This window comes from Nocardioides daphniae (genome assembly GCF_004777465.1).
GTDB lineage: Bacteria > Actinomycetota > Actinomycetes > Propionibacteriales > Nocardioidaceae > Nocardioides > Nocardioides daphniae.
The window spans coordinates 792,156-805,522 of sequence record NZ_CP038462.1 but is presented as its reverse complement, the minus strand read 5'-3'; the positions used below and the strand labels follow the sequence as shown (position 1 = coordinate 805,522).

At 71.1% G+C, this 13,367-nt stretch carries 10 protein-coding genes; 2 read left to right on the top strand and 8 right to left on the bottom strand.

Features of this window, described 5'->3' with window-relative positions; all coding sequences use genetic code 11:
• Nucleotides 1-7 precede the first annotated feature (7 nt).
• The 4 genes from E2C04_RS03885 to E2C04_RS03870 all read right to left on the bottom strand — a co-directional run bounded on the left by E2C04_RS03885 (nucleotide 8) and on the right by E2C04_RS03870 (nucleotide 7,700).
• Nucleotides 8-748, bottom strand: a complete 741-nt coding sequence (locus E2C04_RS03885; protein WP_135831616.1) for a class I SAM-dependent methyltransferase — start codon at nucleotides 746-748, stop codon at nucleotides 8-10.
• Nucleotides 749-870: 122 nt separating this feature from the next.
• The gene (locus E2C04_RS03880) at nucleotides 871-1,353 is read right to left on the bottom strand and encodes an acyltransferase (RefSeq protein ID WP_202977890.1); all 483 of its coding nucleotides are present in this window, start codon (nucleotides 1,351-1,353) and stop codon (nucleotides 871-873) included.
• 42 nt (nucleotides 1,354-1,395) lie between these two features.
• Nucleotides 1,396-4,557 (bottom strand): PKD domain-containing protein, encoded by a 3,162-nt coding sequence (locus tag E2C04_RS03875; protein WP_158630583.1) that lies wholly within the window; start codon nucleotides 4,555-4,557, stop codon nucleotides 1,396-1,398.
• A 35-nt stretch (nucleotides 4,558-4,592) separates the two neighbouring features.
• Entirely contained in the window at nucleotides 4,593-7,700 is a 3,108-nt protein-coding gene (locus tag E2C04_RS03870) for a fibrinogen-like YCDxxxxGGGW domain-containing protein (protein WP_135831614.1), read from the bottom strand.
• A gap of 263 nt (nucleotides 7,701-7,963) precedes the next feature.
• On the opposite strand from E2C04_RS03870, the gene E2C04_RS03865 reads away from it, so the two are divergent.
• Complete coding sequence (locus E2C04_RS03865) at nucleotides 7,964-8,605, top strand: RAD23 family protein (RefSeq protein ID WP_135831613.1); 642 nt, start codon at nucleotides 7,964-7,966, stop codon at nucleotides 8,603-8,605.
• On the opposite strand, the gene E2C04_RS03860 is transcribed toward E2C04_RS03865, so the two are convergent.
• From E2C04_RS03860 to E2C04_RS17610, 3 genes are read right to left on the bottom strand one after another with little or no spacing between them, the layout of a single operon-like run.
• Nucleotides 8,558-9,439, bottom strand: a complete 882-nt coding sequence (locus E2C04_RS03860) for an ICP22 family protein (protein WP_135831612.1) — start codon at nucleotides 9,437-9,439, stop codon at nucleotides 8,558-8,560. The genes E2C04_RS03865 and E2C04_RS03860 overlap by 48 nt on opposite strands.
• Nucleotides 9,337-10,479 carry a GumC domain-containing protein gene (locus E2C04_RS03855; protein WP_135831611.1) on the bottom strand — a complete coding sequence of 381 codons (1,143 nt, stop codon included), beginning with the start codon at nucleotides 10,477-10,479 and terminating at the stop codon, nucleotides 9,337-9,339. Before E2C04_RS03855 ends, E2C04_RS03860 begins: the two co-directional genes overlap by 103 nt.
• Nucleotides 10,476-10,643, bottom strand: a complete 168-nt coding sequence (locus E2C04_RS17610; protein WP_158630582.1) for a hypothetical protein — start codon at nucleotides 10,641-10,643, stop codon at nucleotides 10,476-10,478. Before E2C04_RS17610 ends, E2C04_RS03855 begins: the two co-directional genes overlap by 4 nt.
• Nucleotides 10,644-10,793: 150 nt before the next feature.
• Between E2C04_RS17610 and E2C04_RS03850 the strand changes: the two genes are divergently transcribed.
• Nucleotides 10,794-11,723: a glycosyltransferase family 2 protein gene (locus E2C04_RS03850; RefSeq protein WP_135831610.1), complete on the top strand. Its 930-nt coding sequence runs from the start codon at nucleotides 10,794-10,796 to the stop codon at nucleotides 11,721-11,723.
• Nucleotides 11,724-11,803: 80 nt separating this feature from the next.
• On the opposite strand, the gene E2C04_RS03845 is transcribed toward E2C04_RS03850, so the two are convergent.
• Nucleotides 11,804-13,237: a sugar transferase gene (locus E2C04_RS03845; RefSeq protein WP_202977888.1), complete on the bottom strand. Its 1,434-nt coding sequence runs from the start codon at nucleotides 13,235-13,237 to the stop codon at nucleotides 11,804-11,806.
• Nucleotides 13,238-13,367 lie beyond the last annotated feature (130 nt).

Sequence of the window (13,367 nt, the reverse complement as noted above, 5' to 3'; positions counted from 1 at the left end):
TCTGCCGTCAGGACAGCGGCTTACGGGCCTCCATGTAGAGCGTCTGCGACGCGCGCGTCGGGGTGTCCGGGGCCTTCTCCAGGTCGGTGTCCTGGTACTTCCGCTTCACCGGGTCGGGGAAGCCGCCGGCACGGAAGACCGTCGCCAGCGTCTCGTCGTCGTACATCGTCACGTGCGCGTGCCAGTAGAAGAGCTCCTGGACGCCGAGCAGCCGGGTCGGGCGGCCCGGGTGCAGGGCGTCGACGTACTCCCCGTCGCCGACGTAGGAGCGGATGAGCGCACCCGCGTCGGGGACGCCGACGCGCAGGATGCCGCCCGGCTCGAGCACTCGGAAGCACTCGTCCATCAGGCCGAGGCCCGCCTGCAACGGGATGTGCTCGAAGAGGTGCTCGTGGAAGATCGCCTGGGCGGAGCCGTCACTGAACGGGATGCCGTGGACCAGGTTCCAGGCCAGCTCCACCGGGTCACCGACGCAGTCGATGTTGATCCAGCCGTCCTTGTGCTCGCCGCCGGACCCGAGGTGGAGGCGCAGCGGGTGGGTCGTCGCCTCGATGCGCTCGGCCTTGCGCCGCTCGAAGGGGCGCACCGCGTTGGTCACCGCCATCCGGGCGGCGCTCCGGCGACTCATGGGCACCAGCCTCTTGGCGGCCACCCGCAGCTTGCTGTCGGAAGGTTTGGTGGACTTCAGGCGGACCTGACTCGCGTCCACTTCAGCGAAGTAGTTCTCCAGCTTCTGTCGATCATCCATGGCGTCATCCTTTGGCTCAGTCTTCTGAAGCTTCTGGATCAGGGGCTGCCTGCTGAGGGGCGGCGGGGAACTTCTTGACGATGGCGGCAGGGTTGCCAGAGACCACGACGCGGGGTGGCACGTCAGCGTACGACGGCGCCCGCCGCCACGACGCTGTCGCACCCGACGCGCGTGCCCTTGAGCACCAGGGACGCGGTGCCGAGCCAGACGTTGTCCTCGAGGACGACCGGGGCACGGGTGCGGTCCGTGGGCGGATCGTGCCGGGTCTCGGGGTCGAGGTTGTGGTAGTCGGTGTCGAGGATGCCACCGTCGGAGAGCAGGCACCGCGCGCCGATCTCCACCGACGTCGACGCCATGATCCAGCAGCCGTTGAGCAGGGTGTCGGGGCCGACGTGGACGACCCCGCCCCCGTTGAACCGGACGAGCTTGCGGACGCGGACACGGTCACCCAGGACGACCTTCGTGCCGCCCCGCACCCGCAGGCGTCCGACGATGCGGACGTCCTTGCCGAGCGTGAGGCTGGGGTAGCGGGTCCTGTACCAGGCCCGCCGGAGGGCGAAGACGGACTCCGCCGCCACCCGACGGACCCCGCTCAGCTCCCTCATCCCCAGCCTCCTGCTCTTCGTCTCTCCTCGGCCGTCCGGACCTCAGTTGTTGACCGTGAGGTCAGCGGCGAGGTCGAACGACATGTTGGGCGTCGCACGGTAGTTGACGTGGCTCTCCGCCGCGATCAGGTTCGTGCCGTTGCGCAGGGCGCTGGCCGGGATCGTGACCCGGACCGGGCTGGCCTGGGCCACCGTGGTCTGGCGGGCCGAGACCGCGTAGGAACCGTGCGTGATGGTGCCGGCCGGCATGTTCTGCCGGGCCACCTCGACACCGTTGACGTAGAAGACCGCACCGTCGTCGGCCCACGTGTCGATCTTCAGGTCGACGACCTTGGTGACGTCGGAGATCTCGATCGTCCTGGTGAAGTAGGCCGTCAGCGGACGGGCGGACGTCGTCGCGAAGGCGTCGTCGATCTTCGTCCCGAGCGGACTGGTGCCCCAGCCCAACGTGCCGGCCCCCGAGGTCCACCCTGCCGAGGTGGCGGGGTTGCTCTTCCAGTCGGCCGCCGGGGCGGTGCTCTCGTAGCGCCACTTCCACTCCGACCCGAACGGGACCACCCGGGTGGTGGACGTGGTCGGCTCCTCGACGGTGACGCTGCGCTCCGCGACGGCGGTGGCTCCGGCGTCGTCGGTGACCGTCAGCCGCACCGTGTAGGTGCCGCCGGCGGCGTAGGTGTGCGACGGGGAGACCCCGGTGCCCGTCGAGCCGTCACCGAAGGTCCAGGCGTACGAGGTGATCGCGCCGTCGGGGTCCGACGAGGCGGCCGCGTCGAGCTGGACGGTCTGGCTGGAGACGGTCGCCGTGAAGCTGGCGGTCGGCAGCTGGTTGGCCGGGATCGCGTCCAGGTTGAGCACCGGCGTGGAGGCACTGGCGTTGCCTGCCGCGTCGACGGCCCGGACGAAGAACCGGTTCGCGCTGCCCAGCGGGACCGTGATCTGCGTGCCCGTGGTGTAGCCGATCACCCGGTCGTCGCGCAGCACCTGGTAGCGGGCCGGCGTGCCGGACGAGGCGTTCCAGGCGAGCGTCGCCGTGGTCGCGGTCGAGGAGACGCGGCGCAGGTTGCCCGGGGTGCCCGGGGCCGTCGCGTCGTTGCGCGGGAAGCGGGCGAAGCCGCCCGACCAGCGCGTTCCGTTGGGCGTGCCCACGCTGGCCACGTCGCCACCGGCCCAGACCTTGCCGTCGGAGTCGACGGCGATGTCCCAGATGCCGCTGCCGGCGCGCATGTTGAGCGTCGGGCTGAAGGCCGGCAGGTTGCGACCCGTCGCCGAGTCGTAGACGGCGAGCCACTTGATGTTGTGCGCGTCGCTCCAGCTCGTGCCGATCGAGGGCCACCGGTAGGCGTCGTTGAAGACGAACTCGTTGGAGTGGCTGCCGAAGAAGAGCAGCCCGTCGTCCGAGGCCGCCGACGACTGGGTGTCACCACCGAAGTTCTTGGTGATCGTGCCGCTCTTGCGCTCGTAGGTGTCACGGTCGAAGCCGAAGACCAGGTGCTCGGAGCCGCCGGAGTAGAAGCGGTTGTCGTCGCCCTCGATGATCGTCATCTGGTAGCTCTTCGTGGACGACCAGGTCGGGCTCCACGAGGCCGAGACCAGGCTGGCGTCGGCGGTCGAGACCACCGCCGCGCTGGTCGCCGTCAGCGCGCCCGCCGTGGTGAAGAAGCCGGAGGCGTACAGCTTGGCCGTCGAGGACGACGGTGAGACGTCGAAGACCGTGCCGTTGAGGTCCGGGTTCCACGCGATGCTCGGGGTCCAGCTCGGGACCGCGACCCGGGCCAGGTTCTTCGCGTAGCGGAAGGTGCTCGGCGCGGTGCCGCCGGCCACGTGGGTCAGGGCGCCGCCGAAGTAGAGGAACCCGTCGCGGTACTCGGTGGTGAGGATGCGCAGGCCCCCACCGGTCACCCTGTTCTCGACGCGGACGTTCCAGCCGCTCCTCGTGGCCCCGGTGACCGGGTCGAGGGCGACCAGGGCGGTGGCCGGCTGGCCGTTGGCCTGGCTGAAGAGACCACCCGCGACCAGGGTGCCGTCGGGCAGCACCGTCAGGGAGTGGACCTGTTCGTTGAGCTGCGGGCGGAAGCTGCTGATCCACTCACCCGTCGTGCGGTTGAACGCGGCCAGGTAGGACTGCTCGACCCGACCGGTGCCACCGCTGTCGCGCTGGACGTAGCGGAAGTTGCCACCCACGAACATCACGTTGCCCGACTCCGCGAACGCCTGGACCTCCTTGTTGTACTCCGAGGAGGTGCTGCCGCGGGTCCCGTTGACGCCCCAGGGCATCACGTCGGCGGTGTCGCGCAGGCCCTTGGGGATCTCGCGCACCGGCGTGCCGCCGTTGGGGACCGCCTCGAAGGCAGAGGAGGTGACGCGCGGGCGCAGGTAGACCTGGGCGTAGGGCGCGGCCTCGCCGCCACCGTTGGTGGGGGCCCACAGGTAGCTGGTGTTGTTGTTCTGGCCGGTGATCAGGCTCCCGTAGCGGAAGCCGTAGCGCCATCCGCGCGCCTGGCCACCGCCTGTGATGACACGGTTGACCAGGGTCGAGATGCCGTAGCTGGCGTTGTTGCCGTTGGTGAAGGTGAGCCCACCGATGGTCGAGCCGTTGAGCGGGTGCTCGGCGCCCAAGATGCTCCAGGACCATCCCTTCATGCTGCGGTACCTGGTCCGGACCTCCTGCCACGCGAGGCCGTTGGCGTTCAGGGCCCGTCGGATCCTGACCCCGTCGCCGGTGTTGCCGATCGAGAGCGTGCTGACGTCGGCGCCGTTGAGCAGGCCGTCGACGGTGCGGACGTCGAGCTGGGTCGCGCTGTTGAGCGTGGCGCCCGGCTCGGGGCTGCGGATCGCGGTGGAGGTGTTGCCGTCGGCGGCGAGACCGTTCTGCCCGCTGTAGTTGAGGCTCCACATCTCGCGGCCCTTGCCGACCAGCACCCAGCCACCGCCGTCGGTGGTCTGGTCGCAGTAGAACTGCATCGGCTGGGTCAGCCGGGGCGTGTACAGCCAGTACACCCCGTCGGGGGCCGCAGGACGCAGCTCCTTGATCTCGAAGCAGGAGGCGGCGGCGTGCTCGGGGGCACTGCCGATGACCGCGGCCGGAGCCGGGTCTCCTGCCGTCGCCACGACCGCCTGCGTCGGAGCGACGATTCCTGCCCCCGGTACGGCCACCAGGACCGCCAGCGCAGCGGCCATGGCCATGCGCGTCAGTCGTCGACTCATCTTCGGTACCTCTTCTCCTCGACCCATGGATTCCATCAGCGGGCGACCAGGGTGGCCTTCAGGTCGAAGGTCAGGTCTGGCGTCCTGCGGTAGTTGACGTGCGTCTCCACCGCCACGACGTTGGTGCCCGCACGGAGGAGGCCAAGAGGCACCTCGACCACGAGCGGATCGGCTGCCGCAGCCGTGTAGCGGCGCGCCGTCTGGGCGTACGTGGTATGTCCCACCACGCCGGTCCCCATGTTCTGCCGGGCCACCTCGACCCCGTTGACGTGGACCACGGCGCCGTCGTCGGCCACCGTGTCCAGCCGCAGGCTGACGACGCGCGAGGGGTCGTCGACCTGGAAGGACTTGCGGAAGTACGCCGTGACCGGCCGGTCGGTCTCGGACGCGAAGGCGGCGTCGATCCGAGTGGCCACCGTGGGCGCTCCCCAGCCGAACGTCCCGTTGCCCGAGCTCCACGCGGCGTCGTCGAAGTCGTGGTTGCGCCACGTCGCCGCGGGCGCGGCCGCCTGGTAGTACCAGTGCCAGGCGGAGCCGAGCGCGATCACCTGCGGGTCGGGAGCCTTGACCTCGACGGTCCGGCTCACCGACGACGTCAGCCCCTGGGCGTCCGTGACCGTCAGCGTGACCTCGTGGCTGCCGCCCGCGGCGTACGTGTGGCTCGTCGTCGCGCCGGTGCCGCTCTCGCCGTCGCCGAACGTCCAGGCGTACGAGGTGACCCCACGGTCGTCGGTGGACGTGGAGGCGTCGAGGTCGACCGTCAGGTCCTTGGTCGTGCTGGCGAAGGCGGCGACGGGTGCCTGGTTGGGCACCTCGGCCGGCATCACCAGGACCGGGGACGAGGCGCTCACGTTGCCCTTGCGGTCGACCGCCCGGACGAAGTAACGACCCCCGACCACGCGAGGCACCGTCAGCTGGGTGCCGGCCTCGGTGGTGAAGGCGACGGTGCGGTCGTCGCGCAGGAGCTCGTAGCGGACGCCGCCGGCGGGGTCGGTGACGGGGTTCCACGTCAGGGTGGCCGTGTCCGCCGTCCCGTCGGCCACCGTGAGGCCGCTGGGCGCGTCAGGGGCGGTGGAGTCGGAGCGACGGAACCGGGCGAAGCCGCCCGAGAAGGCACGCCCGTTGGCCGTGCGCACGTTGACGATGTCGCCGCCCACCCAGAAGTTGCCGGCCGTGTCGGTCTTGACCGCCCAGATGCCCGAGTCGAGGCGCAGGGTGAAGCTGGGGTTGAAGCTCGGGACGTACGCCCCCGTGGAGGCGTCCCACGCGCCGACCCACCGGATCGCGTCGGCCTCGGTCCACCCGGTGCCGATGCTCGACCAGGTGTAGGCGTTGGAGTAGGTCCACTGGCCGCAGTGGCAGCCGGCCAGCAGCAGCTCGCCGTCGGAGTCGGCGGACTGGAAGTCGCCCCCCTGCTTGGTGATGTTGCCCGAGAGGCGCGAGAAGGTGCTCGTGTCGTACTGGAAGAGCGCGTGCTCGGAGCCGCCGGAGAAGACCTTGTCGCCGACCTGGCGGATCGCCTGCTGGTAGTTGGCCCCGGTGGAGCTCCACGTGGGCGTCCAGGCCGGGGTGGCCAGCGGGGCCCCGTCGTCGGTGAGGACGGCAGCGACCCGGAGCGCGGCGGAGGTCTTCGAGGTGCTGAAGTGGCCGGCGGCGTAGAGGCGGGCGGCGTCGTCCGACCCGTCCATCGCGATCACGGTGCCGTTGAACTCCGGGTTCCAGTCGGCGCTGGGCGTCGCGGTCGCGGCGTCGACGCGGCCCGCATTCTTCGTGTAGATCGCCCGGTTGGGGTACTGCCCGCCCGACATGTGCGTCAGGGCGCCACCGATGTAGAGCTTGCCGTTGGTGACGTCGAGCGAGCGGACCCGCAGCACGCCGCCGGTGATTCGGTTCTCCAGCTTGAGGTTCCAGCCCTGCTTGGTCGCCCCGGTGAGGGGGTCGAGGGCCACGATCGCGGTCGCAGGCGCCCCGTTTGCCTCGCTGAAGCTGCCGCCGGCCACGACGCTGCCGTCGGGCAGGGTGGCCAGCGCGTTGACCTGCTCGTTGAGCACCGGGCGGAACGACGGGTCCCACTCGCCGGTGGCCAGGTCGAAGGCGGCCAGGAACGACTGCTCGACCTGACCACTCCCGGCGGCGTCGCGCTGGACGTACCGGAAGTTGCCACCGACGTACATCCGCGAGCCGGACTGTGTGAAGGCCTGGACCTCCACGTTGCCCTCGGAGGCGGTGTTGCCCTTGAGGCCGGAGACACCCCACGACGACGGCAACGCGTTGGAGTCGACGCCCTCGGGTTGCTCGATCCTGGGGGTGCCGCTGTCGGGGATCGCAGTGAAGCCCGCGTCGGTCGAGGTGACCCGCGGCCGCAGGTAGACCTGGGCGTAGGGCAGTGCGCCGCCCGCGCCGTTGGTCGCCGCCCACAGGTGGCTGCTGGGGTCGGTGTAGCCCGCCACCTGGGTGCCGTAGCCGAACCCGATCATGAAGCGCTTGGACGAGTCGGTGGTGTTGACCATCCGCGACAGCGACTGACCGATGCCGAAGGTGGGCGTGGTCCCCGAGAAACCGATCGAGGTGCCGAGCTGCCATCCGGCGAGCGGGTGCTCAGCGCCGAAGGTCCAGGTCCAGCGGCCCTTCCGGGAGAACCGCATGCGGGCCTCCTGCCACGAGGTGCCGTCCCGGTTGGTCGCGCGGCGTACGCGGACGCCCTCGGAGAGCTGGTCGACGCGCTTGTTGTTGAGGAGCTGGTCGATCACCGGCGAGGGGAGCTGGTGCGTGGCCGACGACATCGGGACCGTCGTGGGCGACTGCAGCTCCGCCGCGTCGCCTGTGCCGAGGTAGTCGGTCGTCCAGCCCTCGCGACCCTTGCCGACCAGAACCCAGCCACCGCCATCGGTGGTCATGTCGCAGTAGAACTGGGCCGGCTTCGACATCGCCGGGGTGAGCAGCCAGTAGCTGCCGTTGGCAGCGGACGGTCGCTTCTGCTTCACCTCCCAGCAGGAGCCGGCAGCCGTGTCGACGCTGGTGCCGATCACCGCACTCGCGATCGGTGTGGCGGCCACCGCCGTGGATCCGGAGATCCACGGGACGGCCGCGAGTGGGACGACGACGGTGAGGACGGCCGCAACGGCACGCTTGACAGTGAACACTTGACCCCCGGTTGATGCACTGACTGGCATCGGCCCGGAGGGCTCCTGCCTGGTCCCCTCGCCAAGGGAACGGTTGCGATGCTATGGGCGGGCTCCGACGAAAAGCCGGGACGGAGTTGCATTTGCCGAGTATTCGGTAAGGCTTTGTTCCACGAGCGCCTCGCGCAACAACCGGACCCGTGCGACGCTGGCCCGGTCCGGGTCCCGAACGGTCGGGACGGCGAGGTGCCGGACGTGTCAGCAACAGTGAACGGGGTTGTCGTATGAGGGTGTTGCTCCCTGCTCGTCCGGGCCGAGGCGCCCGCCTGCAGACCGTGTCGGCGCTGGCCGTCGGACTGGCCCTGGGGCTCGCGCTGACCGGGTGCTCGGGCTCCGACGAGGAGGCCGCGGACGACCCGGCGCCGAAGGCCTCGGCTTCCGCGACGCCCTCCCCCACGGCAGCCCCCACGGCAACGGGCAGCAAGGTTGACCCCGGCACCCTCCCGGCAGCGACGGTGAAGGCCGTCGGCGAAGGGAGCACCGACTACTACGAGGCGCTGACCGACGCGCTCGGGGACCCGTCGAGGGCCGACACCGACGACCCCGAGGAGTTCGAGGGCATCACCGGTGCGGCGCTGGCCGAGCTGGTCAACACCCTCACGGAGTACGAGGAGAACGGCTGGCGCGTCGAGGGCGAGGCCACCGTGGTCGACCAGGAAGTCGTGCGGGCCACCAAGGATCCCGACACCGTCGTCGTCCGGGCCTGCGTGGACAACTCCGCCATCAGGATCGTCGACCGCAACGGCGACGAGGTCCCCAACAGCAGGTCGCCGAAGCCGCGGACCAGGAACGTGCTCACCCTGGTCCGCGACGGCGACTCATGGGTGGTCGCCGCGCAACGGCCGGCCACCCGGCCCAACTGCTGACGGCGGACCGAACCAGTCCGGCGAGGGGCCGTCGTCGGCGACGCCGGCTGCCGACGGGTCCGCCTCTGACGGGTCCTCGTCCACCAGCTCCTCGTCCACCAGCTCCTCGTCCACGGGGCCGTCGGCCTCGGACTCCTGGTCCTGCTCGACCTCGCCCTCGTCGGCCGCGGCGCCGTCGGTCTCCGCCCCGGCATCCACCGCCTCGGCAGCCTCCGACTCGACAGCGTCGTCCTCGGCAGCTTCGTCTTCGACAGCTTCGCGCTGGACGGGCTCGCTCTCGGCAGCCTCTGCCACCGGGGAGTCGTGACTGGCGACGTGATTGCTGGCGACGTCCGACTCCACCTCGACGGGCGCAGAGGTCTCCTTGTGCTCCCCGTGCTCCGCGTGGTCCCCGCGGGCGAACCACGAGGTGAAGGGGTTGAAGTGGCCACCTTCGTCGGCGTGGGCCCCGGGAGCCCGGTGCTGCTCGTGGCCCGGGTCGGTTGCACCTTCGGTGGCGACCTCCGGAACCTCTTCCGCCGGCTGCGCGGCTGCCACGGGGACGACGTCCGACGTGGGCGTACGCAGCAGCGAGACGTCGGCGCTCAGCACGCGCTTCGAGTGGACCAGGACGCTGCCGTGGACGGGCGCCCCGACCGCTCCCAGCTCGGTGACGACGCCGTTCAGATCCTCGGCACGCGTGGACATCTTGGCGACGCTCAGCACGACCTGGTGGGCCAGGCGGGCGGCGGTCAGCCGGATCGAGTGGCTGCCCGGCGCCAGGCCCACCACGGTGACGGCGCTGCGGCGGGCGGTGTCCTGGAGGAGGCCAGCGACGATGTCGGCGGCCGACACGCGGTCGGTGTCGGGCGCCGGGACGGCGACCACCAGCGAGGCGACCACCCGGCTGTGGAACCAGCGCGCCCCCTGGGCGTACCGCCCTCCACCAGGCCGAGGGCGCTGACCACCTGGGCCAGCGACTCGTCGGGGTAGTTCGGCAGCAGCAGCGTCGTGGCCTTGCCGGAGTCGGCGATGAGGACCGCGAGGTTGGTGGCGACGTCCGACGGCAGGTGGTCGGCAGGACCCACGTCGGCGACCACGAGCACCGGACGCTCGGCGACCACCACGGCCAGCAGCCGCTCGCGCAGCGCGCGGATCTCGTCGGCGTCCTCGTCGCCCGGAGGCACCACGGCGCGGGGCTGGTCGAGGGTGGCCACGACCCCACCGCCGCCGGCCCGCGCCACGTCGTGGGCGCTGCGGACGCGGCGGTCGAAGGCGTTGCCCATGAACGGGAGCACGAGCCCGAGCAGCAGCCCACCCAGCACTCCGGCGACCAGGATGGCGGCCCGGTCCGGCGAGACCACGGCGCGCTGGGGGTCGGGCTCGCTGATGATCGTGCCGCCGCTCGTGCTGATCGCCCGCAGCTGGTTGATCTGGCTGTTGACCGAGGTGAGGTCGGCGGTGACGGACTGGAGGCGCGCCTCGGCTGCCGCCCGGTCAGCCCCGGTCTGGGCCGCCGAGACCGCCCGGTTGGCGTCGACCAGGCTCGCCTCCAGAGGCTTGCGCCGCTTCTCCAGCTGCTGCACCGCCTGGTCGATGCGCTCCTCGGCCACGGCCGAGCGGTAGGTGAGGTACTCCTTGGCGACGAGCACGGCCCCGTCGGCCGACTCCCGGGGCGTGGACGCGGTGTAGTCGATGCGCACCACGGTGCTGTCGGGCAGCAGCGTCGCCACCATGTTGGCCCGCACCTGGGCGGCCGTGAGGTCGCCGTCGGAGAGCTCGGCGACGTTGCGGACCACCGTGGTGGAGCGCGCCATCGCCTGCTCGGTCTCCGGGACGAGCAGGTCGGAGGCGGGCCGCGAGCTGCTGAAGGCGTTGTCGGTGATGGGGTTCACGTTGACCGAGACGACGTGGCGCGCTGCGGCTGGACCTGCAGCAGCGCCACCGCGGCCAGGATGCCCACGAGCAGTCCGAGCACGGCCAGCTTCCAACGGCGCCGGATGACCTGGCCGTAGTAGGACAGGTCCACCGATCCTGCCGGCGCGTTGCTGCTGCTCACAGACGTCCCCCAGTCATGTGGTGCGAGATCCTCGGGCAGACCCCGCCACGCCCCCTATGATAAGCAGCGCGCGCCGCCCCATCGCTCGAATGACGTGGAGCGAACGGCAGGGGGCCCAACCGCGGCCAGGCGCCTCGTCCGGAGGAGTCGATGAGTCACCCGTTGGTCTCCGTCGTCATCCCCACCCGCGACCGGCCCGAGCTGGTGCGCCGCGCGATCGACGCCGTCTTCGCCCAGGACCACCCCGGCGACGTCGAGGTGGTCGTGGTCTTCGACCAGTCCGACCCCGAGGAGTCCCTGCTGCGCGAGGCACCGGGGCGCTCGGTGCGGATCGTGCGCAACACTCGTACGCCCGGGCTCGCCGGCGCGCGCAACTCCGGCATCCTCGCCTCCCGCGGCGAGCTCGTCGCCTTCTGCGACGACGACGACTGGTGGAAGCCCGCCAAGCTGCGCCGCCAGCTTGAGGCGATCGCCGCGGAGCGGGCCCGCACGGGGCGCACCCCGCACCTGGTCACCACCGCGATGGAGGTCGACTTCGAGGGCCAGCGCACGCCGCGCCTCGCCGGGACCGAGCGCATCACCCTGGCCCACCTCACCCGCTCGCGGATGTCGATGCTCCACTCCTCCGCGCTGCTCTTCGACCGTCAGGCGCTGCTCGACCGGATCGGGCTGGTCGACGAGGAGGTGCCGGGCAGCCAGAACGAGGACTGGGACCTCCTCCTCCGGTCGGTGAAGCAGGGCGACATCGTGCACGTCGACGAGCCGCTCATCGTGGTCTCGTGGGGTGCGGCGTCCTTCTTCACCCGCACCTGGGACACCAAGGTCTCCTCGCTGCACTGGATGATGGCCCAGCACCCCGAGATCGTCGCCGACCGCAAGGGGGTCGGCCGTGTCTACGGCCAGATCGCCTTCGGCGAGGCCAGCCGCCCGGACCGCCGCGCCGCGCTCTCCTGGGCGGGCAAGGCCGTGCGCCAGGACCCGACGCAGTGGCGGGCGTACGTCGCTGCCCTCGTGGCCGCCCGGGTCGTCACGCCGGCGCGGGTGCTGAACACGCTGCACAAGTTCGGTCGCGGCGTCTGAGACACCACAAGACCGGCGTCCCGCTCGCGGGGCGCCGGCCTTGCGGCAACGGATCTGGGCCGGACCAGGGCCAGATCGGGTCAGTAGGCTCCCTTGGAGCCGAGCACCGCGTTGACGGTGCGGGCGAGGATGGCGACGTCGTCGGTGAGGCGCCAGTTCTCTGTGTAGTGGTTGTCGAGGCGGATCGTGTCCTCGCCACTGAGGTCGGAGCGACCCGACACCTGCCACAGACCGGTGAGGCCGGGCTTGGCGACGAGCCGACGACGCTGCAGCGAGGTGTACTGCGCGACCTCCTCCGGCAGCGCCGGGCGGGGGCCGACCAGCGACATCTCGCCCTTGACCACGTTGACCAGCTGGGGCAGCTCGTCGAGCGAGAACTTCCTCAGCACCCGGCCCAACGGGGTGACCCGCGGGTCGGCGGTCATCTTGAAGAGGACGCCGCTCCCCTCGTTGGCCGCCATCAGGCTCGCCTTGTCGGCCTCGGCCGAGGTCGCCATGGTGCGCAGCTTGTACATCTCGAAGAGCGAGCCGTCCTGGCCGACGCGAATCTGCCGGAAGATGCCAGGCCCCTGGGAGGTGGACCGGATCGCCAGGATCAGCACGCCCAGCAGCGGGGCGACCGCGACCAGGATCAGCGCACCGACCACGCGGTCGAGCACCGACTTCACCGCCATCGGCAGGCGCGCGGGGCGGCTGGAGGTGATGTGCGTGAGGCCGGCACCGGCGTACGAGGTGTGCTCGAGGCGGTGCGGCGCGATGCCGTCGAGGTGCGACTGGACCGCCAGCGACGCGGGGGTGCCCTCCAGGGCCCACCCGACGCGGCGGATGCACTCGGCGTCGATGCCCGGACCGGGGACGACCAGGACCATGTCCGGGTCGGCACGGGTGAGCTCGGCGGCCTCGATCTCCTTGGACAGGTCGAGGAAGCCCTCGACCAGGCCCGTGCGCGGTCGCGGCACGTGGGGCCGATCGGCGTCGACGACGAGACTGCCCACGACGTCGACCTCCCGGCTGCGTGCCCAGCGGGTGGCCGCCTCGGCGACACCCACGGTCGACCCGACCACCACGACCCGTTGCGGGGTGGGGAAGAGACGACGCTGGGCCACCGCGACGAGCGCCACCGCTGCGCCGGCCAGGGTGATGGCTCCGGCGGCGACCAGGTCGGCCCGGCTCCACAGTCCGGTGGCGACGACCACCGCCGCGAGGCAGAACGGCGTCGCGGTCTCCCGCACGACGACCCCGACCCGCGGCAGCCCCGGACGCACCAGCGCCCGACCTGTCCAGTGACGGACCACCAGCGAGGCGGCGACCATGGTCAGCGCGACGTCGACCGTGGCCCGGACCGCCCAGGCGACGAGCGCCATGACGACGGCCGAGAGGACCAGCTCGACCTTCCACCGGTCACGCCGTCGGGTGTGTGCTGCTGACCTGTCCTGGCGCTTGCCGCCCTCTGTCCGCCGGGCGCGGTCCAACCCGCGCGACGTGACGGGTGCACGCGCTTCGAGAATGCTCACGTCTGTCCCCCATGACCCTGATGTCGCACTCACGCCGCCAAACGTGACGCGACCCCTCTTGCTGTCTCAAGACACTAGAGGGGAGGGATTACTGCCACATGCCCGATATTGGGTGACTGTTTTCGGACCT

Excerpts from the sequence above, each read along its gene's own strand:
- E2C04_RS03885 (WP_135831616.1), bottom strand. The coding sequence starts at position 748 with ATGGATGATCGACAGAAGCTGGAGAACTACTTCGCTGAAGTGGACGCG.
- E2C04_RS03880 (WP_202977890.1), bottom strand. The coding sequence starts at position 1,353 with ATGAGGGAGCTGAGCGGGGTCCGTCGGGTGGCGGCGGAGTCCGTCTTC.
- E2C04_RS03850 (WP_135831610.1), top strand. The coding sequence starts at position 10,794 with ATGAGTCACCCGTTGGTCTCCGTCGTCATCCCCACCCGCGACCGGCCC.
- E2C04_RS03875 (WP_158630583.1), bottom strand. The coding sequence starts at position 4,557 with ATGAGTCGACGACTGACGCGCATGGCCATGGCCGCTGCGCTGGCGGTC.
- E2C04_RS03865 (WP_135831613.1), top strand. The coding sequence starts at position 7,964 with ATGAGGGTGTTGCTCCCTGCTCGTCCGGGCCGAGGCGCCCGCCTGCAG.